Source organism: Noviherbaspirillum saxi (assembly GCF_003591035.1).
GTDB lineage: Bacteria > Pseudomonadota > Gammaproteobacteria > Burkholderiales > Burkholderiaceae_D > Noviherbaspirillum > Noviherbaspirillum saxi.
This window is the reverse complement of the sequence record NZ_QYUO01000003.1, coordinates 1333641-1356952: the sequence shown is the minus strand read 5'-3', so window position 1 is coordinate 1356952 and position 23312 is coordinate 1333641. Positions and strand designations below refer to the sequence as shown.

Sequence of the window (23312 nt, the reverse complement as noted above, 5' to 3'; positions counted from 1 at the left end):
TGCCAATCAAAGGGAACCTAGTGTCGCTCGATAATCTTTTGCACGCTCGACAAAAAAGCTTCTGCAACGGATGGTGAGCTTCCCCAAGAGTTCTCTTCGCTGATTTTTCTACCACTGATCAGCGCTGGACTATAGTGAAAATCCATATTGATGGTCAGTAAACTCGCATCCTATCTGGTTTGCATCCTCTTCTGCGCGATCTCTGGGCAGCTAAACGCGGCAACCCTATTTGGCATCGTCACTGAACGCGCTGCTCCGACTGCGATCGAGGCAGCGCACCGCCATCTCGCAAGCCACCCGAACGACCGCATTCTGTTGCGTACGCCGGCTCAACTCATGGCGGCGAGCGACAGGCAACTCAGCCAGTGGCTTGCGCAGGCCGACATCGTATTAGCGGTCTCTGTCTTCGGGGATCCCTCGCGGCGCCTGAAGGATGCCGTGGCGCGGTATGCCCGACCGCAAGCGGCTGTCCTGGCGATGAACGGCGACTCCGGTTTAAGCCTGATGAGCCGTAATCTTTCTGCGAATAAATCAGGCAGCCTGAATAACTTCCCTCCAGAAACCTTACGCGAGCTTGCGCTTGAACACCCGCCCGCAGCAGCACTGGCTGCCGCCACAGCTTACCCGACGGCCCGTCACTGGCTAGCCGCGCGCCAAATATGGCAGGCCGGCGGCACTGAAAATACGGCGGCGCTCTTCGCGCATCTACTTGACCCGCGCCACACCTTGGCAGCAGTGAAACCGGAACCGACGCTGCGATTGCGTGTCGGCGACAAGGAATTAAGCGATGCGGCAGCCTGGGGCGGCGGTGAAGCCCTTGGCCTGAAGGCGATGCCAACCGTCGTTGTCCTCGACCTCGCCAACATGGACGGCAGCGCTCCCACAGCTATCTGCCAGCGCATCGAACAACGGGGCCTGCCCTGTGTGCAGGTATTGACCCGCTGGGGCGGCGCTTCGCGGAACGCGCTCGAGCGCCTGCCCGAGCTGATTGCTCCAGCTAAGCCGAAAGCGTTGATTGTGTTGCAGGATTTCGTGGTGGGAGCCGCCGAAGGACGGGAGACTGTAACTGAAGCCTTCAAAAAGCTGGATGTGCCAGTGCTCAAAGCTATCCGCTTAACTGATCGTAACGTGACCCAGTGGCGTCTCTCACCCGATGGACTGCCGGCCGACTCCGTGCAGTACCGCGTTGCCTTGCCTGAGCTGCAGGGTATCGGCCAGCCTATTGTCGTCTCGGCGCTTGGACGTAGCAAGCTGGATCGGGTTACCGGCATTGAAACGCGACCGCCCGCCACATTGGCAGTGGAAGTTGATCGCCTCGCGGCCCGCGTCCATCGATGGCTGACGTTGCGCAGCAAGGCAAACCGGGACAAGCGCGTTGCCATCATCTATTACAACCACCCGCCGGGACGTCAAAACATCGGCGCCGACAACCTTGATGTGCCGGCGTCATTGTTCGACATGCTGCACGCGCTTAAGGCGGCAGGCTATACGGTCGGTGATTTGCCCGCGTCGCCGGAAGCGCTGCTCGATCGCATCATGTCTCACGGTGTGAATCTGCCGGAAGACCGCGCTGCGCTACGTGAGTTGAGCTCTTCCGTTGAAACGATCAAAGCAGCCGATTATGCCCGCTGGTTTGCGACGCTGCCGGTTCGCGTCCAGGCTGAAATGACGGGCGGACCGCTCGGACGGCTGCAGGCTGAAGTGCTCGAAGCCGAGGCCGCCAACGAACGTGCGGTCGGTCGCAAACGAGTCGATGCGGTGTTAAAGGAATTGCGTCATCTGGTGGACGGCGCCGATCATCCGAAACGCGACCAGGCAATCCGCGACATGCAGTCGTTGGAAGCCGGTTATCTCGCCTGCCTGGCCGACAAGCCGAGCCACCGTTGCGTTACGCTAGCCCCACTCAACCGCCGGCTGACGGGTTACGGTATTGAGGGACTGAAGGGGTGGGGCGCAGCGCCGGGCAAAGTAATGGTCGACAGCGGGAAATTGCTTGTGCCGGGTATCACGTTCGGCAACGTATTCATCGGTCCGCAGCCGCCGCGTGGCTGGGAAGTGGATGAGGAACTCCTGCACGCCAATACCAGCGTCACGCCACCGCACCAGTATCTCGCCTTCTATCATTGGCTGCGTGACCGCTTCCAGGCCGATGCGATCGTGCATGTAGGTCGCCACTCCACCTACGAATTCCTGCCTGGCAAAGCAGTAGGGCTGACGGCCGACGACTATCCAAGCTTGATCGCAGCCGACCTTCCCGGTATCTACCCCTATATCGTCGATGGTGTCGGCGAAGGAACCCAGGCAAAGCGTCGCGGCTTGGCCGTCATCGTCGATCACCTCACGCCACCGCTAGCCGCGACGCCCCTCTACGACCAGTTGCTGGCCTTGCGCCAGCTTGTCGAGAGCTTTCAGGCTGCCTCCAGCGAATCGCTGAAAGCCCAGGCCGCTCGCACCATCCGCGAACAGGTCATCGCTCTCAACCTGAAGGCAGAATTGGAAGCCTCGATGGCGGACGTGCTGGCAGTACGTGGCATCGACTACGAAGCGGCCGACGACGACTTGCTGGCTCACGAAGTCGGCCACTATCTGACCAAGCTGCAGGAAAAGTTCATGCCCTTCGGATTGCACATTTTCGGTCGTACCTGGAGTCAGCAGTCCCTGGATCTGATGCTCGACTCGATGAGGAAAGGCGGCATCGACGACCCGCATATCAGCCGCATGCTAGCCGATTCACCGCGCCTCGAAATGCGTGGCCTGCTGGCCGGGCTCGAGGGGCGTTATATCCCGCCCGGCAAGGGGAACGACCCGCTGCGTTCGCCGGATTCACTGCCGACTGGCCGTAATTTTCATGCCGTGGACGGCGACATCCTGCCGACCCGCCTTGGTTACCGTCTTGGCGAGGAACTGGTTGGCAAGGCCCTGGCCCGTAGCAGGTCGGAGCAGGGCTCCGAAGGTGTCATTTTGTGGGCTTCCGACGCGGTTCGCGACGAAGGTGTCATGGTCGCTTTCGCGCTCGCCATGATGGGTGCTGAACCGGTATGGAATGCTCGCGGTATCGTCACCGACGTCCGCCTCAAACCAGGGGCCAAGCGCCGCGATGTGATCATCACCACCTCTGGCCTGTTCCGCGACCTCTACCCCAACCTGATCAATCTCATCGACCGGGCCGGCAGAATGGCGCTGGCGGCTTCCGCTGCAGGCTTGTCCGAAGAGCGGCCTGAATTCAAGGAAGCATTGGTCGCGGCCCTTGGTCCGGTACCGACGGCGATCTGGGGCCATGAGGCGGCGGCCGAGAATCGGATTGCCCGCGAATGGATGAACCGTCTTGCCGCCCTCAGGCAATCCGGTCTTTCAGCCAGCGAGGCCGGCCGCGCTGCCGCCCAGCGTATCTTCGGCGACGCCCCTGGCGCATACGGTACCGGCGTCAACCGGCTGACCGAACGCTCAGGTGCCTGGCGCGAACGCGACGAAATTGGCCGCGTCTATCGCAACCGGATGGGTCACGCCTATGGCCTCGATGACAGTGGCGAAGCCAGCCACGCCGCTTTCGACACGGCGCTCGACGGCATCGCTCGTACGTACCATGGCCGTGCCAGCAACCTTTATGGCTTACTCGACAACAACGACGCCTTCGACTACCTCGGCGGCCTGTCGCTGGCAATCGAAGGCCGCACCGGGCGCCCGCCGGAAGCGCTGATCCTGCAGCATGCCGAACCCGGCCGGGCCGATGTCGAGCCACTGACAAGCGCACTGCTGGGCGAACTGCGTGGCCGATTCCTTAATCCCGCATGGCTCAGGCCGCTGATGGGTCACGGTTATGCCGGTGCCCGTACGATGGGCACGGAATTCCTCGAAAACCTGTGGGGCTGGCAGGTTACGCGTCCCGACCTGATCAAGAACTGGGCTTGGGACGAGGTGAAATCGGTCTACTTCGATGATGCGCATAAGCTCGGCCTCGCTCAGTTCCTCGGCGAGGGACAGAATGCGCATGTCAAGGCACACATGCTGGCCATCTTCATGGTTGCTGCTGAAAAGGGTTTCTGGAATACCGACGCTGCCACCATCAAGCAGATGGGAGGCGAACTGGCCCGACTCGTTGCCAAAAACGGCTTGCCCGGCAGCGGTCATACCGCGCCGAACCACCCGATGTGGCAGTGGCTTTCGCCGCAACTCGACAGCGCTGATGCGCATGCGCTCGGTGTGACGCTGGCCAAATCACGAGGTGAAGAGCCCGCTGTTGCACCCCGCCCGCCGATCCAAGCCGCCAAGACGAACCCCGCGGTCCTACCGGCAAAATACCAGGAAGCGACAGATGCGCCGACCGCTCCCGAAGCCGTGCCGCGTTACTACGAACTGACCGAACCTGATGCACCGGCAAGAGATCTTGTCGGTCGTACCATCAACCTGCTCGGTTTGCTTGCCGCAAGCCTTGTCCTGTTTAGTGCCGGCCTGTGGTGCGGCCGGCAAACCTCATAACCTGAAAGGAGTTTTTGATGAACGATTCGTTATCCTTCGCCTGGCTACATGAAGGCGTCACCTGGCTACTGACGCCAGCGCTCGCTGCACTATTGCTAGCATGCGCCATCGCCCTCATTGAAGCAGGGATCGCTGTCGGGGAACGCTTTTACGGCCTTGCCCGGCTTAAGACCGTCGGCGACGTGCAGCGCGTCCAGGCTGTCGCTCGCCATCGCCTCGAACGCGCTGACCTGCTGGCTCGCATTCCGCCCATGCTTGGCTTGATGGCCACCATCATTCCGCTTGGCCCGGGATTAGCCGCGCTTGGCAAGGGTGATCCCGCACAATTGGCCAGCGCGGTCACCGTCGCATTCGACGCTACCGTGCTGGGACTATTGGCAGGAATGGGCGGCCTGGTCATCGGTAAGCTGCGGCGCCGCTGGTACGAAGAAACACTGGAGGCGATGGAATGAAAGCCAATCAAGCGCGCAAGCGTCTGCGCCTCTATTCCCGGCTCGATGCTCACCTCGACGACGTTGACGAAGACCCGCGTGCAAGTCTGGTCAATCTGGTCGATGTTATGCTCGTTTTTGCGTGCGGCCTGCTCGCGGCACTGGCAGCTAGCACGCAAAACGCATTGAAGGTACCGAAGCCAGTAGACAAGGGCCGGGAAATTCAGCGCCCGGCCAGCGGCATTACCCAGCAAGGCAACGGCTATGACCGCGTCGGCGAGGTATTTCGTGACCCGAAAACCGGCAAGCTCGTTTTGATCGAGCCTTCTACTCCCTTTACTAAGAACCAGCAGAACAAATAATTGCTCAGTTAGTCGTGGATTCCATCTCAATTTCAGTCTAGTGCTCCGGCACGCTTCCGCCAACATGGCGGTAAGCCGAAAATTGAAGAGCGACGGATTACTGGGACGAGTAGTAGGACATACACAGTACGCATCTTCGTGACTCTTGATTAATGAATAGCAATTTGTCCGGTATTTTGAATCCATCGCTGTTCTATCACCGTACTATTTGATGATCTGCCCGGATTTGGTGGAAGACTAATTTTGCAAACTTGCCTTTGGTAAAAATAATGAAATACTCCAACCAATTCGCAATTCGGTCTTTTAAACATAATCCGCTCGTCGCGACCCTCTTCGGCGCTTCAATTCTCGGCTTTTCTCCGACATCCATAGCACAGGATAACGTCCTGCCCGCAGTAAGCGTCGATGCATCACGGACAAGCCAGATCGGCGTTGCGGAGTCGGCGAATGCCGGTTTCGTCACCCAGGAGCAGCTGGAGGCTCGTACTGTTTACCGGGCAGGTGAAACACTGGAAGCCATGCCCGGATTGATTGTCAGTCAGCATAGCGGTGAGGGCAAAGCGAATCAGTTCTACCTCCGCGGGTTTAATCTTGATCACGGAACGGACCTTCGTACCTCCGTCGACGGCATGCTGGTCAATCAGCGCAGCCATGGCCACGGCCAGGGATGGACCGACTTGAACTTCCTGATTCCCGAACTCGCGAACCGACTCGATTACAAGAAAGGTCCTTACTATGCGTCTGAAGGTGATTTCGCTTCCGCCGGGGCCGTCAGCGTCTTGTATCCGAACAGACTTGACCAGGGTCTGGCAAGCATAGGCATAGGCCAGAACGGATATCGCCGGACTTTATTGATGGATGCTCCGAAAGCCGGCAACGGTAACCTGCTGTATGCGCTGGAACTTTTTCATAACGACGGACCGTTCACCAATCCGGACGACTACCGGAAGCTGAATGGCGTTCTGCGCTACAGCGAAGGCACGACGGCCAATGGCTTTAATGTCACTGCGATGGCTTACCGCGGCAATTGGAACGCCACGGACCAGATTCCCCGGCGCGCAGTCGAGAGCGGGCTGATCGGACGGTTTGATGCGATCGATCCGACAGATGGCGGCAATGCGCGCAGATACAGCCTGTCGAGCGCGTGGCGGCAAAGCACGGCATCCGGATCGACAAATGTGAACGCCTATGTCATCCGGAATGAACTCGATCTGTATTCCAACTTCACGTATTTTGATGTAGACCCGGTAAACGGAGACCAATTCAATCAACGCGACAAGCGCACGACGACCGGGATGAACGCAAGTCATACATGGCCGACCAGAATGTTTGGACGCGAGTCCGACAATACCATCGGACTGCAGCTACAGAACGACAATATTTTCAATGGACTATTTGGCACCGCCGCCCGGCAAAGGCTGTCGACGACACGGGCGGACCATATTGTTGAAAGTAGTGCCGGCATCTATTTCGAAAACAATACCCGCTGGACCGATACGTTCAGGACTGTGGCGGGTCTGCGCGAAGACTTCTACCGCTTCAACATCAATAGCGATAACCCGGCGAACTCGGGGAAGGCAAATGACAGCATCGCCAGCCCCAAGCTGAGCCTGATCTTCGGGCCGTGGGCCAAGACAGAGTATTACTTCAATATCGGTTCCGGATTTCATAGCAACGATGCGCGCGGCACCACGATTACGATAGACCCGGCCTCAGGCGAGGCTGCCGATCGCGTCCCGCCTCTGGTTCGCTCGAAAGGCGCCGAGTTAGGTATCCGTACCGAGATCATTCCAGGCTTGCAAAGCTCATTTTCCGTTTACCAACTCGACTTCGACTCGGAACTGGTGTTCGTCGGTGATGCCGGAACCACTGAAGCGGGCCGCCCGAGCCGACGTCTCGGTTTCGAGTTCAACAATTACTATAAGCCGACTGATTGGCTGACCATTGATGCCGATCTCGCATTTGCGAGGGCGCGTTTCCGTGGTTTCGATCCGACCGGACGACATATACCGGGTGCAGTCGAAGGCGTTGCCTCGGTCGCGCTCGCGGTAAACAATATCGGTCCGTATTTCGGCGCCCTGCAACTGCGCTATTTCGGCCCCCGCCCTTTGATTGAAGACAACAGCGTGCGCTCCAAGAGCACGGCGACCCTCAATGGCCGCATCGGCTACAAGATCAACAAGAAAACACGTATTGAACTGGAAGGATTCAATCTGACCAACCGGAAGGACTCCGCCATCGACTATTACTATGCTTCGCGCTTGACCAATGAGCCGGTCGGCACGTCAACCGATGATATCCACTTTCATCCTATTGAGTCGCGCTCGTTCAGGGTGACGTTGAACATGAACTTCTAGCCAGGCGGGCAAAGCCATCTGTAGCCAAGCTGTTCAAAGGGGCTCCGGCTTCTTTTTATATTCATCGCGCAAAAATGGTACGGTCAGGTGCTGTGGGGAATGCTCCATTGTCATGGCAGCCTCCTCATCAACGATGACGCCATACAATCTATTGTGCGCTCTTCCGAGCCGTTCATTCGAGCAATAATTCCTCAGGCGATCTGCTTTGGTCCTTTCGGTCGATCCGGTGCCAACTGAAATGCATCCTGAACCGATATCACCGTACCGGCACCGGATGATTCATATCCCGGCAACTGCGATACTGCCGCCTGAAACCTTCCGGATCTGAGAACTGAGAGCGTGTCTTGAACAGTTGAAAGATCCAGTGCCGTCTTTCTCACCGCAAAAAAATACCGTTCCTCGGCCAAAGGAATGAAATGCAGACCAAATCGATGTGCGGCTGTTTCAATGCCAAACCCAACATCGGCCATGCCGCTTGCAATATACGCTGCAACTGCCGCATGGGTGAACTCGGCTGTTTCAAAACCCGTGATCTTATGGGGTGAAATGCGCTGCTTTTTCAGCATCATTTCCATTAGCATGCGAGTGCCGGAACCATTCTGCCTGTTGACGAACCGAATATCTTTCCGGGTAAGGTCCTTCAGTCCGTTAATCCCGTGTGGATTATCACGAGCCGTGAACAATCCCTGACGGCGCGTTGCCAAGTGAATAAGCATATGGCCGGGAGACAGCCACCTCATGTATTGCTCTATCGCCTGCTGCTGGAAAGTGCCAACCGGTACATGGAAACCCGCCATGTCGCAGTCGGCGTTGGCAAGTGCTGCAAGTGCTTCCGTACTGTTTCTATAACGCACTTCGACCAGCAAATCCTTTTCCCTCATCATATTGAGCATCGTCTCTACCGCGAAGCCGTGACTGGCACAAAGCCGCAGTACCGCGCCTTCGGTAGGCAAGGCTTTCCGAAGTTCCGCTTCGAGTTCCGATGCCAGGGATTCTAGCGTTGGGGCAAGCCGGGCCACGATACGCTTGTCTGCCTGAATAAGCAGATTTGCCAGGTCGCTCAGGTAGGTGCCATGACCAGGATGTTTAGTGATCAGCGTCGCCCCAAGCACTTGCTCTGCATCGCGAAGCAAGCCCCAGACATGCCGGTACGACAAGCCCATCGAACGCCCGGCAGAGGCTATCGACCCCGAGATTTGTATATTCGTCAGCAGCTGGATGAGCATCGTCGCATCGATGGCTGGAGTAATCGTGTCGTGCGAGGGAGCCTGTATCGCCCAGCGTGGTGTGATGGATATTTTCATATATGTGCAAACTATTACATATTTCGTAATCGGAATTCGTCTGATAGAGTTCGAATAAAGCTGGGTGTCATATATGTTTATATTTGCATATATTGGTGCCGATTTTATCAGGCAGTCCGGTGGTTCACATTCATATATGGAACAGAAAATTATCCCCATTCGGCCTATGTCGCCTACCCGCGAGCGCAAGAGGCAGGCGCCAAAAGGACGTCGGGTTGACCCGGCATTGCTTGCCGAAGTGCAGCACTTGCTTGGCGATCGGCCTCGCCGCAAGGATTTGCTGATCGAGCACCTGCATCTGATTCAAGACCACTATGGCCGGCTATCGACCCATCACCTTGCGGCACTCGCACAGGAAATGCGTTTGGCGCAGGCGGAAGTCTATGAAGTCGCGAGCTTTTATCACCACTTCGACGTGGTAAGAGACGACGCCGCAACCAATGCCGCTGCAGTGCCCGCCTTGACTGTGCGCGTCTGCGAGAGCCTCTCATGCGAAATGGCTGGAGCAAGGGATTTGCTGGAACGGCTGCCGGGGCTGCTCGGCGCCGATGTGCGCGTACTGGCTGCGCCTTGTGTCGGCCGTTGCGAGCAGGCTCCGGTGGCAGTCGTGGGGCAAAAACCGGTTGCGCATGCCTCAACCGAGAAAGTTTGCGCCGTAGTCGACGCCGGCGAAACGCAGGACACGCCTTCGGGCTACATCGACTACGCTGGCTATCTGCAGCAAGGCGGCTATCGGCTATTGACCGACTGTTTGTCCGGCGACAAGAGCGTCGAAGCCGTGATGTCAGCGATGGAGAGTTCCGGGTTGCGGGGCTTGGGCGGCGCCGGTTTTCCTGCGGGCCGCAAGTGGCGCATCGTTGGCAATGAACCGGGACCGCGTCTTATGGCAGTCAACATCGATGAAGGAGAGCCCGGCACCTTCAAGGACAGGACTTATCTCGAACGCGATCCGCATCGCTTCCTGGAAGGCATGCTGATCGCCGCATGGGCGGTTGGCATCGAGGCCATCTACATCTATTTGCGTGACGAGTACCATGGATGCCGCGCTTTATTGACGCAGGAACTGGCGAAGCTGCAGGCAAATCCGCCAGCCGGCAAGCTGCCGGAGATTCATCTTCGTCGCGGCGCAGGGGCCTATATTTGCGGCGAAGAATCCGCGATGATTGAATCGATCGAGGGCAAGAGGGGCATGCCGCGCTTGCGGCCGCCTTATGTTGCGCAGGTCGGCTTGTTCGGGCGGCCGACGCTGGAGCATAACTTCGAGACCCTGTACTGGGTGCGCGAGATCATTGAAAAAGGCCCCGACTGGTTTGCCTCGCATGGACGGCACGGCCGCAAGGGACTGCGGTCCTTCTCGGTATCCGGCCGCGTCAACAAGCCCGGCGTCCATCTTGCGCCCGCAGGTATCACGATTCAGGAACTGATCGACGAATATTGTGGCGGCATGCAGGCGGGTCAGCGTTTCTATGCTTATCTGCCGGGCGGTGCGTCGGGAGGCATCTTGCCGGCGAGCCTGAACAACATCCCGCTCGACTTCGATACGCTGCAGGCTTATGGCTGCTTTATCGGCTCCGCCGCAGTCATCGTTTTGTCTGAGCAGGATAGCGCGGTCGGCGCGGCCCGGAACATGACGAAATTCTTTCACGATGAGTCGTGCGGACAATGCACGCCATGCCGCGTCGGCACCGCGAAGTCCCTCGACCTGATTCAACAGTCGCACTGGGATCAAGCATTGCTTGCGGACCTGTCGGAAGTGATGCGGGATGCATCCATCTGCGGTCTGGGACAGGCAGCGCCGAACCCGATCGATTGCGTCATCAAGTATTTTCCGCATGAGTTAACCGAAACCGGAACAAGGACATCATGAACGCCATCCTTCGTCGCGAGCAATTGTCGCAAGATGCGGCTACGATTACTTTCGAGCTCAACGGGCAAACAGTCACCGGACGCGAAAACGAAACCCTATTGCAGATCGCCAAACGCGAAGGCATCGCGATTCCGCATCTTTGCTACATGGACGGACTTGCGGCCGCAGGAAACTGCCGCGCCTGCGTGGTGGAAATCAATGGCGAGCGCGTACTGTCGCCATCCTGCTGCCGTTACCCAAGCAAGGGCATGAAAGTCACCACCAACAGCGAACGCGCGGTGAAGGCCCAGAAAATGGTGGTCGAGTTGCTGCAGTCGGACATGCCGGAAGTCGCGACCACGCGCCACAACGAAGTGGATGAATGGGCTGCGAAACTGGAACTTGGCAAACCACGCTTTGCCCCGCGTGAACGCATTGTCCCCGACCAGAGCCACCCCGCGATCGTGGTCAATCTTGATGCGTGCATCCAATGTACCCGTTGCCTGAGGGCTTGCCGCGACGAACAGGTCAATGACGTCATCGGCCTGGCCCTGCGCGGAAACGAAGTGAAAATCGTGTTCGACATGGATGACCCGATGGGTGCATCGACTTGTGTGGCTTGCGGCGAGTGCGTGCAGGCTTGTCCCACCGGCGCATTGATGCCTGCGCGCGATGCGGCACTTTCGATACCCGACAAGAAAGTTGATTCGGTCTGTCCCTATTGCGGTGTCGGCTGTCAGCTCACCTACAACGTGAAGGACAACAAAATCCTTTATGTCGAGGGCCGCGACGGCCCGGCCAACCACGCACGGCTATGTGTAAAGGGACGCTATGGATTCGACTACGCGCATCACCCGCAGCGCCTGACCAAGCCGCTGATTCGCAGGGCTGGCGTACCGAAACGTGCCGACATGGCCATGGATCCGGAGCGGGTCATGGATGTGTTCCGCGAAGCGACCTGGGAAGAAGCGCTTGATCTTGTCGGCAATCGCCTGTCATCTATTCGCGATCACTACGGTAAAAAGGCGCTTGCCGGTTTTGGGTCCGCCAAGGGTAGCAACGAAGAAGCTTATCTGTTCCAGAAGCTGGTGCGTACCGGTTTTGGTAGCAATAATGTCGACCATTGCACCCGGCTATGCCACGCGTCTTCGGTTGCTGCCTTGCTGGAAGGCATCGGTTCCGGCGCGGTATCGAATCCGGTCATGGACGTGACCAAAGCCGAAGTCGTGATCATCATCGGGGCCAATCCCACGGTGAACCATCCCGTGGCAGCGACATGGATCAAGAACGCCGTCAAGAACGGTACCAAACTCATCATTGCCGATCCACGCCGATCCGACATGGATCGGTTGACGCATCGCTTCCTGCAGTTCAAGGCCGATACCGACGTGGCGCTTCTCAATGCGATGATGCATGTCATTGTTCATGAAGGCCTGGTCGACGAACAATTCATCGCCTCCCGCACGATCGGTTACGAAGAACTGAAGCACAACGTCGAAGGGTACAGTCCGGAACTGATGGCGCCGGTCTGCGGTATCGATGCAGACACCATACGCTATGTCGCGCGCCTGTATGCCACATCGAAGGCGTCCATGATCCTGTGGGGCATGGGCGTGTCACAGCATGTCCATGGCACGGACAATGTGCGATGCCTGATTGCGCTGGCGCTGATGACCGGACAAATCGGCCGGCCGGGCACCGGGCTGCATCCGCTGCGCGGGCAGAATAATGTGCAGGGTGCGTCCGATGCGGGACTCATTCCCATGATGTATCCGGACTACCAGCGCGTCGACAACCCCGAGGCGATCATGAAGTTCGAGCGCCTGTGGGGAACCACCCTCGACAAAGAGCCCGGCCTGACTGTCGTCGAAGTGATGCATGCAGCGAAGGAAGGCAAGGTTCGCGGCATGTACATCATGGGCGAAAATCCGGCAATGTCCGACCCCGACGCCAACCATGCACGTGAAGCGATGGCTGCGCTCGATCATTTGGTCGTGCAGGATATCTTCCTGACGGAGACGGCCTACTTGGCTGATGTTGTGCTTCCCGCTTCGGCATTCCCGGAAAAGACCGGCACCTTCACCAATACGGACCGCCTTGTGCAACTGGGACGACAGGCGATCGATCCGCCGGGCGACGCTCGGCAGGATTTGTGGATCATTCAGCAGATTGCCGAACGTATGGGACTCGACTGGCACTATACCGATGTGTCGGACGTGTTCGATGAAATGCGTCGGAGCATGCCGACCATAGCAGGGATTACCTGGGAGCGGCTGCTCGATGAGCATGCGGTCACCTATCCCTGCACGGAAGAAGGCGATGCCGGGGACGCGGTGGTGTTCACGGATCACTTTCCGACAGCGACAGGGAAGGCGCGCTTCGTGCCGGTGGAGGTTATTCCCGCAGCCGAAAAGCCGGATGCGGCGTACCCGCATGTGCTGATTACCGGGCGACAGCTTGAGCATTGGCACACGGGCAGCATGACGCGTCGCGCTACCGTCCTCGATGCCCTGGAGCCGGATCCGGTTGCGCTGCTCCATCCCCTCGATCTGGAAAGACTCGGCGGCAAGGCAGGCGACCTCGTCACGTTGACATCCCGTCGCGGCGAAGTCGCATTGTATGCCAGGGTGGATGAAGGCACGCCTGTCGGTGCGGTGTTTGTTCCGTTCTGTTATTACGAAGCGGCGATTAACAAATTGACCAATCCAGCACTGGACCCCTTCGGAAAAATCCCCGAGTTCAAGTATTGCGCAGTGCGACTTTCCTTGGGCGGCACAAGTCCGCTGCAGGGCAGTTACGGCGGCGGCCAAATCCTGACGCGAGCAGTGGTTGAATCTTGATGCGATGCCTTTTAATCCAGCATCTGGTGATGCTCTGAAGCACCATGCTTCCAATAAGCGGCAACCCGCATAGCCTCTTTCGGAAGACCTTTCTCTACCGATAAGACATTGCGCAGCTGAACCATCACCGAAGCCTCGCCGGCGCACCATGCAAAACCATCGCCTTGAGGCAGTTGTATAGCCTGTACCGCCGCAACCAACTCTTGCGCTGTCGAGACCCAATGTACTTTCAGCTGCGGGTCGCCGATAAATTCACGCCGATCCGCCGCATCGGCGACCTGCGCTACGACAGTCACGCGTGCAGTCGCGGGAAGCTCTTCAAGGCGTCTATGGATTGCAGGTAGTGCAGTGGCGTCGCCTGCAAGAAAATGCCAATCGTAGTCGACTGGAATAATCATTGACCCGCGCGGCCCGGCAATAACCGCGCGCTGTCCCACCGTGGCTTGTCGTGCCCATTCCGACGCTTGTCCATCGCCGTGGAAGGCAAACTCGATTGTCAGTTCTTGCTTCGCCCGATCGAAAGACCGGGGGGTATAGTCTCTGCGCACGCGTTCGCCGTTCGGGTCAACGAATATGAATTTGACATGATCATCGAAAGAGTCGGACACGAAGTCGTGCAATGTGTCGCCTTTAAACGTAATGCTGATAAAGTTGGCACCTATCGGATTGACACTAACCACTTCCACTTCTCTTTGTTTTATTTCATGACGGACGCGCTGAACGCGCTGCTTATACAAAATTGCTTCCATCGATTCCACCTATTAGTTGATAATGTCTCCTATTATGAGAAAACAAGTTGATAACGTCAACCAAATTTCGGCCGATGCCGCCGATGAGGTATTTGAACGTATTCATACGATCATGCATCTCTACCGCTCCCAGCAATATCGAGCGCTGCGTGATGGCATTCATGACCTGACGCATATGGAAAACAAGGTGCTTGGGTTCTTCGCGCGGCATCCAGGAGCAACGCAAAGCGATCTTGTCATGCACTCGGGACGGGACAAAGCCCAGCTTGCCCGTCTGATTCGAGGCTTGAAGGACCGCGGCTTCCTGGAGGCCGGTGCCGATGCAGCAGATCGCCGTAGCGTTCGCCTGCAAGTGACCTCCGCAGGACAGGCCGTGTTCAGGCACTTGCAGCAACAGGGACGGCATTTGTCCCACATCGCTGTGAAGGGTTTAAGCGAGGAGGAGAAACAGGTGCTTGTTTCTATGCTGGATCGGGTCCGATCCAACCTTGAGAGCGAGGAAAAGTGAATTTGCCGGGCAACTTCGGTGGCATCGAATCACTTTAGTCGCCCGCTTGCGTTAGCTCGTTAGAACTCTTCCGGCCAGTACAAGCGCATCGGGTTGTCTACCAGCAGCTTCTTTTGAAGTTCGGAAGTCGGCGCGATATGCGGGATAAAGTCGACTAGCAGACCATCGTCCGGCATGTGGCCTTTCAGATTCGGATGCGGCCAATCGGTGCCCCACAATACGCGATCCGGAAACTCTTCGACGATACGGCGGGCGAAAGGAACCACGTCGCGATAAGCGTGCTGTTCCCCATGCAGCGCCTCGGGACCCGTGACCGACAGCCGCTCCGGACAAGAGACCTTGCTCCAGACCTGCGGATTCTCGCGCATGAACTTGAGAAACAGTGCGAATTCTTCGCCATCGACCGGCTTGCTCACATCCGGCCGGCCCATATGGTCGACGACTACCGTGGTCGGCAAGGCGGCGAAGAAATCCCATAGTTCCGGCAAGTCCTGTGCCTCGAAGTAGACCACCACATGCCAGCCGAAACGCGCAATCCGTCCGGCAATCTCCGCCAGTTCATCCTTCGGTGTGAAATCGACCAGGCGTTTGACAAAATTGAAGCGTACGCCGCGAACGCCGGCGTCATGCAGTTGCTGCAATTCCTCATCGCTAATACTGCGGCGCACAGTGGCAACGCCGCGCGCCTTGCCACCGGATGACAGGCATGCGTCGACCATCGCGCGATTGTCGGCGCCATGGCAAGTCGCCTGGACAATCACATTGCGTGCGAAGCCGAGATGATCGCGCAACGCAAACAACTTTTCTTTGCTGGCGTCGCATGGCGTGTACTTGCGTTCCGGAGCAAAAGGAAAAGCGGCTCCTGGGCCAAATACATGGCAATGCGCATCGATTGCGCCTGCCGGTAACTGGAAGCGAGGCTTGCTCGGGTCTTGATGCCAATCTAGCCAACCGGGTGTCTTCATGAATTCCATTGTGATTAATAGCGCCAGTTTTTCGAATCACTGTCTATAGTGTCAATCGATATATTTAAGACCGGCTTTTTCCAGCGCCCCGCGCATGTTGTACATGTCCAGACCGAGTACGCCGGCGGCAAGCTTTTTACGCTTATCGCCTTCCAGCTCTTCACGCGCTTGGGCCGCAGCGGCAATGCGACCGGCATCGGCTGCCGGCACGACTGCCACGCCATCGTCATCGGCCACGATCACATCGCCCGGATGAACCAGCGCCCCGGCGCAGACAACCGGAATGTTCACCGAGCCCAGCGTCGCCTTGATGGTGCCTTTGGCGCTGATTGCCTTGCTCCACACCGGAAAGCCCATTTCCGTAAGCACTCTCACATCGCGCACGCCGGCATCGATAATCAGTGCCTGTGCGCCGCGTGCCATGAAGCTGGTGGCAAGCAGGTCGCCGAAGTAACCATCCGTACATTCCGCGGTGATCGCCGCGACGACGATATCGCCCGGCTGTATCTGCTCGGCGGCGACATGCATCATCCAGTTGTCGCCGGGATGCAGCAATACGGTGACTGCAGTGCCGGAAACCTGCGCACCGCGATAGATGGGCCGCATGTAGGGCTTGAGCAAGCCGATCCGACCCATGGCCTCATGCGCAGTGGCACTGCCAAACTTTCCAAGTTGCGCGGTCACTGCCGGATCGGGACGGACAATATTGCGTCTGACTACGCCCAACTGATTGAACAAGGGAGTCGTCATGTTTATTTTCCTTTCGCCTTGAGCGCTGCATCCAAGCGTGGATAGACGCGGCGGGCATTGCCTTCGTAAATCTTGTAGCGTTCTTCCGCAGTCAGGTTGGCTGCTTCGATGTAGCGCTTGGTATCGTCGTAGTAGTGCCCGGTTTCAGGATCGATGCCGCGCACTGCGCCTATCATTTCGGACGCAAACAGGACATTGTCCACCGGGATAACGCGCGTCAACAGATCGATGCCGGGCTGATGATAGACGCAGGTATCGAAGAAAATGTTGTTGAGCAGATGTTCCTGCAGCAGGGGCTTCTTCATTTCCTGGGCCAGGCCGCGATAACGCCCCCAGTGATAGGGCGCAGCCCCTCCGCCGTGCGGAATGACGAACTTGAGCGTCGGGAAGTCCTTGAACAAATCGCCGCTCAGGCATTGCATGAAGGCTGTGGTATCGGCGTTGATGTAATGCGCGCCGGTGGTATGGAAGCAGGCATTGCACGAGGTCGACACATGGATCATCGCCGGGATGTCGTACTCCACCATCTTTTCGTAGATCGGATACCAGTGGCGGTCGGTCAGCGATGGGCTGGTCCAGTGGCCGCCGGACGGATCCGGATTGAGGTTGATGGCGACGAAACCATATTCCTTCACGCATTTCTCAAGCTCGGCGATGCAGCTTGCCGGATCGACGCCAGGCGACTGCGGCAACATCGCCGCGCCGATGAAGTAGTCGGGAAACAGTTCGCTGACGCGATGGCACAATTCATTGCAAATCGCAGCCCAGGTCGCGCTGGTATTGAAATCGCCGATGTGGTGCGCCATGAAGCTGGCGCGCGGCGAAAAGATGGTGAGATCCGAGCCGCGTTCCTTCATCTTGGCAAGCTGGTTGGATTCGACGCTTTCGCGCAGTTCGTCATCGCTGATCCTTAGTTCGGATGCCTTGGGCGCGACAGCGGGATCTTTAAGCCCCGCAATCTGACGGTTACGCCACTCTTCGAGCGCCTTCGGGGCAGTGGTGTAATGACCGTGGATATCGATGATCAAGCTGTTTCTCCTTTGTTCCATACCGAGGTGGGTACCATGACTTCTCCGCGCATGATGAGACGGGCGGTGCGCAGCAGGGCGGCACGCGTTACGTTCTGTGGATCAGCGGCGTCGACTTCGAGCTCGACCGAAAATTCGCCGGTGGGATGCTCGACCGATACCTGTTTGACTTGGCCTTCAGGCACGACGGCTATACCGTCGGCCACCGAACCCTTGAGCACGCAGGCGGTGGCTACCGTAACGGCGGCGAGCACGCCGATCGCGTCGTGGCAGACATGCGGGATAAAACTGCGGGTAGTCAGGTTGCCACCGTCGCGCGGCGGGGCGATCAACGTCATTTTGGGATAGTTCTTTGTTGTTACGTCGCCCAAGCCCATCGCATAACCGCTGGCAATGCGCAGCTTTTCGACGCGTGCCTTGAGCTCGTCGTCGGCATTGAGCTCGGCGACGCTTTCGTAGCCGGTGCGGCCAATAGATTCTGCACGGAAGATCACCAGCGGCATGCCATTATCGATGCAGGTCACCTCGACACCGTCGATCACATCTACAACATTGCCTGTCGGCAGAAGTTCCGAACATACCGAGCCGGCGGTATCCAGGAAGTTAATGGTGATAGGCGCAGACGAGCCGAGGACACCGTCGATGTGCGCATCGCCGCTATAGGCAACATGGCCATGTGGAGTCTGCACGGTGATATCGCATTGCATATCGGTATTGAGGGTCAGTACGCGCAGGGTCGTGGTGTCACCTTGTACCTGCGCAAGCCCGGTTTCCAGCGCGAATGGCACGACAGCCGCAAGCATATTCCCGCAATTGGGCGTGGTATCGACCGTGTCATTGTCCGGTTGCAATTGCGCAAACAGAAAATCGATATCGACGCCGGGCACCTTACTGCGCCGAACGATACCGACCTTGCTGGTCAGCGGATGGGCGCCACCCAAGCCATCGATTTGACGTCGGTCCGGCGATCCCATGACGGCAAGCAGAACGCGATCCCGTGCTGCCTTGTCGGCAGGGAGATCGGATTCCAGAAAGAATGGTCCGCGCGAGGTGCCTCCTCGCATGAAAAGGGTTCGGATAGATGTTTGCATGGGCCGCATTTTGGACCGGTTGCCGCTTCCGAGTAAGGCCTGCAGCGTTCTAGCAGCTATCGCAATTTGTTATATCATGGGCCGATCTATTGCAATTCCGGCTTTCTACGAAGATGGACTTCAAACAACTTTCCTATTTCGTTCGCGTGGCCGAACTAGGCAGTTTCACGCGCGCTTCAATAGCTCTGGATATCGCTCAGCCTGCCTTGAGTCGTCAAGTGCGCCTGTTGGAGGTTGAGGTAAGGCAGACGCTTCTGGTGCGCAATGGACGGGGCATCACACTGACCGAGGCAGGGAAGGTCTTGTTGGAGCACAGTCGCGGCGTACTGCACCAGATGGACCGCCTGCGCGAAGAATTGTCGCTGGTGCAGGGCTCGTTGGCGGGACGTGTCGCGATCGGCCTTCCGCCGACCTTGTCCAAGATACTGACGGTGCCGATCACGCGAGAATTCAAGCGCTTAATGCCTGAGGCCACGTTGTCAATTAGTGAAGGTTTGTCGAAGACCATGCTGGAGTCGCTGTTATCCGGCCGGCTCGATATTGCGCTTCTCTATAACGCATCGCCGTCCCCGGACATCGACCTGCTGCCGCTGGTCGAGGAAGAACTCCTGTTAGTGCAGCGTCTCAGCGATGCGGACAGCGGGAAACCGGTCAAGCTCAAGGACATCGGCAAACATTCATTGATTATTCCGAGCCGGCCGAATGCCATACGCATGCACGTGGAAACGGAGCTCATCAATATTGGCGTGCAACCGAAAATTGCGATGGAAGTCGATGGCGTTGGGGCGATTCTCGATCTTGTCGCCGATGGCATGGGCAAGGCCATCCTGTCGGGCAATGCAGTCACTACGGCGGCACATCCGGAGCGTTACGCGACGCGTCCCATCGTCGAGCCGGGGCTGCGGTCCAAGCTTTTTATTGCTATCAATTCCCATCGCCCTGCAACAGGCACGCAGCAGGCAATGATGCAATTGCTGGAGAGCGTCGCCAACGAGGTCCTTCGCAAGACGTAAAGAAAGAGCGCGTTTGGAACCGTACGTTCCGCGACGGATTCCCCCTCGTTAGCCAATGTAGCCAATGCCGTCCGAAGCCGCTGCTATAACAATCTGTTATAGCAGCTAGCGCATATATCGCATTGTTTATGAATAAGGGCTGGCTGATAATCGCCGCACAGTGAAGCAAGGCAGTGCTATCTAGAGCAGCTTCCATAGACCACTTCCATTCACGATATGGGCTGCCAGAAGCACGGCAATCTATTCCCTTACCAAGGTGCTTTCATGATCCGACAAATATTCAAGAATAGTAAGTGCTGCGTTGCCGCTCTGGCGCTCGTACTCTCCACATCGGCTTTGGCCCAGGAGTATCCCGGCAAGCTGGTGAAAATTGTTGTGCCCTTCGGTGCAGGCGGCATCGCCGACCTCACCGTGCGTGTGGTCGCACAGAAAATGTCCGATTCGATGAAGCAGCCCATCATCGTGGAAAACCGGCCCGGCGCGGGCGGCATCGTTGCGGCCGATACCGTCGCCAAGGCGAATCCCGACGGTTATACGCTGCTGCTGATCAGTAACGGCACAGCTATCAGTGCGGGTTTGTTCAAGAGGTTGCCCTACGATACGCTGAAAGACTTTGCGCCGATATCCACGCTGGGATATTTCGATCTGGCGATGATCGTTAACAAAAAGCTGCCGATCAAAACGGCGGCGGATTTGATCAGCTACGCCAAGAGCAATCCAGGCAAGCTCAATATCGGAACGATCAATCGCGGCAGCACGCAGAACCTGGCCGCCGAAATGTTTGTATCAATGGCAGGTATCGACGCTTTGATCGCGCCGTACAAGGGAACGCCGGAAGTCATCACCGCGGTCACGACGGGTGAAATCGATGTGGCCGTCGAAATCCTCGGTCCGACGCTTCCCCAAATCAAGGCGGGTAACCTGAACGTGATCGGGGTGACGTCCACGAAGCGCTTTGCCGGCCTGCCTAACGTTCCGACCGTCGCGGAAAGCGGTTTGCCGAACTACCAGGCGACCTCATGGAACGGACTTGCCGCGCCCGCCAAGACGCCCAAAGTCATCATCGATCGTCTGAACAAGGAAATCAATCTCGCAGTAGCGGACCCGGACGTCAAGAGACGCCTGCTGGAACTCGGCGTAGTCGCGCAGGGCGGCACACCGGATTCGACCAAGAACCTGCTTGCTTCCGATATTGCCAAGTGGGGCGTCGTGATCGAAAAAGCAAAAATCGAAAAGCAGTAAGCGCGATCGCCTGGCCAAGTGACTTATTTCACCCTTTAATTCGAAATCCATAACAATGAAAAAGAGACACAATAAAATGATGAAGCTGGGAGTCGGCTTCATCGCTGCGGGCGCAGCGCTGACTGCTTTCGGACAGGAGACAACGCAGGTTCAACTATACGGGCTCGTCGGTGCCTACGTCGCGAAATCGGAGCGCAGCGGCGGACCGGCAGCCGTGACGCAACTTGGCCATGGCGGGCTTACTACCTCGTACTGGGGAGTACGAGGTACCGAAGCCCTGGGCAGCGGATACAAGGCGATCTTCGCACTGGAGAGCTTCTTCCAGACCGATACCGGTGGCATGGGACGAAACGCGACGGACCCCTTGTTTTCTCGAAATGCCTATGTCGGATTTGAAGGCGGATTCGGTAAACTGACGTTTGGCCGCCAGACCAACCCGACCTACGTCAACATGGGTACGTTGAGCCCATTCGGCGTCTCGGTCGTGTTTTCCCCTTTAGTGTTGCAGTCGTTCATCGGGACCTACAACGGCGCCTTGGTGGGCGATACGGTCTGGAACAATACGATCCAGTACACGATGCCTCGTATAGCCGGTCTCGGCGGTAGCGTGATGTACGGCCTGGGCGAGGTTGCCGGAGGTCCGGGAACTGCAAATATCGGCCTGCATGCCAATTATGTGAACGGCAACTTCGGTGCGGCTTTCTCTGCACAGCGATTCCGTACTCCGGTGACTGCACCGCTTACCCAACAAGACGCGTACCTGTTGGGCGCGACGTATGACTTTAAAGTCGTCAAGCTGTATGGGTCCGTTGTCAAGACCGACGCCAGCGGGACCACCAACGATACGCGCACCTACGACGTCGGAGTACGCATACCCGTAAGCAAAAGCGGTGCTCTGCTGGCTGAGTGGGCACATACCAAGCGTACTCGCGCCGGCGTTCCGGATAATGAGCGCCATACCGGATCGGTCGGTTACGACTATTTCTTGTCCAAACGTACGGATGTCTATGCCGTCTATTCTCGTGACCGGCAGACCGGCTTTGGTTCGACCGGCACAATTGGTATGGGCGTACGGCATACGTTTTAATCGAAGCGGGGCGCAATGCGAACCTATTGCGCCCTTACTGCGCCCCAATCGATCATGCCGCTGCCATCGCGATCGACAAAGCAAGGCAACAAAAATGGGGCCACGTACCTTCCTGGTATGGCGGCTTTTCAGATCGCCAACCGATATTCCATAGTATCGCTGACGCATTCATTCCCTACCTTCCACTTCGAATCTTATAGGAGACAGCCATGGCAAACGCCGTTTGGTCGCTATCCGCATTTTGCAAAAACATTAGCGTTGCCGTATTGCTTGCAGCATCTGCGGCATCGGCAGCACAAGCGCAAGACGCGTATCCCAATAAACCGGTTCGCATCATCGTTCCCTATGCTCCCGGCGGCGGGGTTGATATCGTGACTCGCCTCGTGGGTCAAAAGATGGGCGAGCTTCTTAAACAGGTCGTGATCGTGGACAATCGTCCGGGCGCGGGAACCAATATCGGGATGGGCGCTGCAGCAAAGTCCGAGCCGGATGGTTATACCTTTTTGACCGCTTCTAATACCTTGGCAAGCAACGGCGCCCTTTACAAAAATATGAGTTTCGATCCGGAGAAGGATCTCATTCCGGTCGGTGGCATCGGATATGCTCCCTTAGTTGTTGTCGTGCCTCAGGCTTCACCGTTTAAAACATTGCGCGATCTCGTTGCGTTTGGCAAGACCAATCCAGACAAGCTGACATATGGATCTGCCGGCAATGGCAGCTCCGGTCATCTGGCGAGTGAACTGTTGAAAGAAGAGGCCGGTTTCGATGCATTGCATGTTCCCTACAAAGGTGGCGCCCCGGCAATTACCGATCTTCTGGGTGATCGCATTTCCTTCATGTCGATTAATCCGCTGGAAGTGATATCACATATCCAGAGTGGAAAACTGCGTGCACTTGCGGTCATGGATACACGACCCACGCCATTGTTGCCTTCAGTCCCGACGGTGAACTCGCTGGGACTGCCTGGCAGCTCCGCTACAGTATGGTGGGGATTGGTCGCACCAAAGGGAACTTCACCTGACATTGTTGCCAAGCTTAACGGAGCATTGCGTCAGGCCCTTGCAGATGCCGCTGTGGAAAAGCGAATGAGTGAGTTGGGCGCGACGATAACCCCTGGCAGCGCGCCGGAATTCGGTACATTTGTACGGCAGGAGACTGCGAAATGGACCAAAGTAATCAAAGCCGCAAGTATCCAGCCTGACTGACGTTCAGGAATAATCTTCTTTATATGGCTTGCAGGTATTTGCATGCGAGTATGGGGAT

Annotated in this window: 17 protein-coding genes; 11 read left to right on the top strand and 6 right to left on the bottom strand. The window is 57.4% G+C overall.

The window, feature by feature from the left end:
• Positions 1-150 precede the first annotated feature (150 nt).
• The 4 genes from D3871_RS29210 to D3871_RS29195 all read left to right on the top strand — a co-directional run bounded on the left by D3871_RS29210 (position 151) and on the right by D3871_RS29195 (position 7626).
• Entirely contained in the window at positions 151-4476 is a 4326-nt protein-coding gene (locus D3871_RS29210) for a cobaltochelatase subunit CobN (RefSeq protein ID WP_119772648.1), read from the top strand.
• Positions 4477-4493: 17 nt separating this feature from the next.
• Entirely contained in the window at positions 4494-4928 is a 435-nt protein-coding gene (locus D3871_RS29205) for a MotA/TolQ/ExbB proton channel family protein (protein ID WP_119772647.1), read from the top strand.
• The gene (locus tag D3871_RS29200) at positions 4925-5269 is read left to right on the top strand and encodes a DUF2149 domain-containing protein (RefSeq protein ID WP_119772646.1); all 345 of its coding nucleotides are present in this window, start codon (positions 4925-4927) and stop codon (positions 5267-5269) included. The genes D3871_RS29205 and D3871_RS29200 overlap by 4 nt, the downstream gene beginning before the upstream one ends.
• 269 nt (positions 5270-5538) lie before the next feature.
• The gene (locus tag D3871_RS29195) at positions 5539-7626 is read left to right on the top strand and encodes a TonB-dependent receptor (RefSeq protein ID WP_119772645.1); all 2088 of its coding nucleotides are present in this window, start codon (positions 5539-5541) and stop codon (positions 7624-7626) included.
• A gap of 191 nt (positions 7627-7817) precedes the next feature.
• Here D3871_RS29195 and D3871_RS29190 read toward each other — a convergent pair whose 3' ends face one another.
• A complete protein-coding gene (locus D3871_RS29190; RefSeq protein WP_119772644.1) occupies positions 7818-8930 on the bottom strand; it encodes a substrate-binding domain-containing protein in 1113 nt (370 codons plus the stop codon).
• A gap of 136 nt (positions 8931-9066) precedes the next feature.
• Between D3871_RS29190 and D3871_RS29185 the strand changes: the two genes are divergently transcribed.
• Positions 9067-10797, top strand: a complete 1731-nt coding sequence (locus tag D3871_RS29185) for an NADH-ubiquinone oxidoreductase-F iron-sulfur binding region domain-containing protein (protein WP_119772643.1) — start codon at positions 9067-9069, stop codon at positions 10795-10797.
• Positions 10794-13616, top strand: coding sequence for a formate dehydrogenase subunit alpha (gene fdhF / locus D3871_RS29180; protein ID WP_119772642.1), 2823 nt, complete (start codon positions 10794-10796; stop codon positions 13614-13616). The genes D3871_RS29185 and fdhF overlap by 4 nt, the downstream gene beginning before the upstream one ends.
• Before the next feature lie 11 nt (positions 13617-13627).
• Here the strand turns inward: fdhF and D3871_RS29175 are convergent, their stop codons facing one another.
• Positions 13628-14365, bottom strand: coding sequence for a siderophore-interacting protein (locus D3871_RS29175; protein ID WP_119772641.1), 738 nt, complete (start codon positions 14363-14365; stop codon positions 13628-13630).
• Positions 14366-14399: 34 nt separating this feature from the next.
• Here D3871_RS29175 and D3871_RS29170 point away from each other — a divergent pair, with 34 nt between their 5' ends.
• Positions 14400-14873, top strand: coding sequence for a MarR family winged helix-turn-helix transcriptional regulator (locus D3871_RS29170; protein WP_119772640.1), 474 nt, complete (start codon positions 14400-14402; stop codon positions 14871-14873).
• Positions 14874-14932: 59 nt separating this feature from the next.
• On the opposite strand, the gene D3871_RS29165 is transcribed toward D3871_RS29170, so the two are convergent.
• Genes D3871_RS29165 through D3871_RS29150 form a run of 4 tightly spaced genes read right to left on the bottom strand, consistent with a single transcriptional unit; the run spans position 14933 to position 18707 of the window.
• Entirely contained in the window at positions 14933-15847 is a 915-nt protein-coding gene (locus tag D3871_RS29165) for an amidohydrolase family protein (protein ID WP_119772639.1), read from the bottom strand.
• Positions 15848-15889: 42 nt separating this feature from the next.
• A complete protein-coding gene (gene ligK / locus D3871_RS29160; protein WP_119772638.1) occupies positions 15890-16588 on the bottom strand; it encodes a 4-carboxy-4-hydroxy-2-oxoadipate aldolase/oxaloacetate decarboxylase in 699 nt (232 codons plus the stop codon).
• A 2-nt stretch (positions 16589-16590) separates the two neighbouring features.
• The gene (locus tag D3871_RS29155) at positions 16591-17616 is read right to left on the bottom strand and encodes an amidohydrolase family protein (protein ID WP_119772637.1); all 1026 of its coding nucleotides are present in this window, start codon (positions 17614-17616) and stop codon (positions 16591-16593) included.
• Positions 17613-18707, bottom strand: a complete 1095-nt coding sequence (locus tag D3871_RS29150) for a 4-oxalomesaconate tautomerase (protein ID WP_119772636.1) — start codon at positions 18705-18707, stop codon at positions 17613-17615. Before D3871_RS29150 ends, D3871_RS29155 begins: the two co-directional genes overlap by 4 nt.
• A 113-nt stretch (positions 18708-18820) precedes the next feature.
• On the opposite strand from D3871_RS29150, the gene D3871_RS29145 reads away from it, so the two are divergent.
• The 4 genes from D3871_RS29145 (at position 18821) to D3871_RS29130 (ending at position 23254) form a co-directional block, all read left to right on the top strand.
• A complete protein-coding gene (locus D3871_RS29145; RefSeq protein ID WP_119772635.1) occupies positions 18821-19720 on the top strand; it encodes a LysR substrate-binding domain-containing protein in 900 nt (299 codons plus the stop codon).
• Positions 19721-19984: 264 nt separating this feature from the next.
• Positions 19985-20962, top strand: coding sequence for a Bug family tripartite tricarboxylate transporter substrate binding protein (locus tag D3871_RS29140; RefSeq protein ID WP_119772903.1), 978 nt, complete (start codon positions 19985-19987; stop codon positions 20960-20962).
• 76 nt (positions 20963-21038) lie between these two features.
• Positions 21039-22049 (top strand): porin, encoded by a 1011-nt coding sequence (locus D3871_RS29135; RefSeq protein WP_233575867.1) that lies wholly within the window; start codon positions 21039-21041, stop codon positions 22047-22049.
• 209 nt (positions 22050-22258) lie between these two features.
• Positions 22259-23254 carry a tripartite tricarboxylate transporter substrate binding protein gene (locus D3871_RS29130; RefSeq protein ID WP_119772633.1) on the top strand — a complete coding sequence of 332 codons (996 nt, stop codon included), beginning with the start codon at positions 22259-22261 and terminating at the stop codon, positions 23252-23254.
• Positions 23255-23312: the final 58 nt, after the last annotated feature.

Coding starts and splice junctions, on each gene's coding strand:
- D3871_RS29140 (WP_119772903.1), top strand. CDS start 19,985: ATGATCCGACAAATATTCAAGAATAGTAAGTGCTGCGTTGCCGCTCTG.
- fdhF (WP_119772642.1), top strand. CDS start 10,794: ATGAACGCCATCCTTCGTCGCGAGCAATTGTCGCAAGATGCGGCTACG.
- D3871_RS29210 (WP_119772648.1), top strand. CDS start 151: ATGGTCAGTAAACTCGCATCCTATCTGGTTTGCATCCTCTTCTGCGCG.
- D3871_RS29175 (WP_119772641.1), bottom strand. CDS start 14,365: ATGGAAGCAATTTTGTATAAGCAGCGCGTTCAGCGCGTCCGTCATGAA.
- D3871_RS29150 (WP_119772636.1), bottom strand. CDS start 18,707: ATGCAAACATCTATCCGAACCCTTTTCATGCGAGGAGGCACCTCGCGC.
- D3871_RS29130 (WP_119772633.1), top strand. CDS start 22,259: ATGGCAAACGCCGTTTGGTCGCTATCCGCATTTTGCAAAAACATTAGC.
- D3871_RS29165 (WP_119772639.1), bottom strand. CDS start 15,847: ATGGAATTCATGAAGACACCCGGTTGGCTAGATTGGCATCAAGACCCG.
- D3871_RS29205 (WP_119772647.1), top strand. CDS start 4,494: ATGAACGATTCGTTATCCTTCGCCTGGCTACATGAAGGCGTCACCTGG.
- D3871_RS29190 (WP_119772644.1), bottom strand. CDS start 8,930: ATGAAAATATCCATCACACCACGCTGGGCGATACAGGCTCCCTCGCAC.
- D3871_RS29145 (WP_119772635.1), top strand. CDS start 18,821: ATGGACTTCAAACAACTTTCCTATTTCGTTCGCGTGGCCGAACTAGGC.
- D3871_RS29185 (WP_119772643.1), top strand. CDS start 9,067: ATGGAACAGAAAATTATCCCCATTCGGCCTATGTCGCCTACCCGCGAG.
- D3871_RS29170 (WP_119772640.1), top strand. CDS start 14,400: ATGAGAAAACAAGTTGATAACGTCAACCAAATTTCGGCCGATGCCGCC.
- D3871_RS29200 (WP_119772646.1), top strand. CDS start 4,925: ATGAAAGCCAATCAAGCGCGCAAGCGTCTGCGCCTCTATTCCCGGCTC.
- D3871_RS29135 (WP_233575867.1), top strand. CDS start 21,039: ATGATGAAGCTGGGAGTCGGCTTCATCGCTGCGGGCGCAGCGCTGACT.
- ligK (WP_119772638.1), bottom strand. CDS start 16,588: ATGACGACTCCCTTGTTCAATCAGTTGGGCGTAGTCAGACGCAATATT.
- D3871_RS29195 (WP_119772645.1), top strand. CDS start 5,539: ATGAAATACTCCAACCAATTCGCAATTCGGTCTTTTAAACATAATCCG.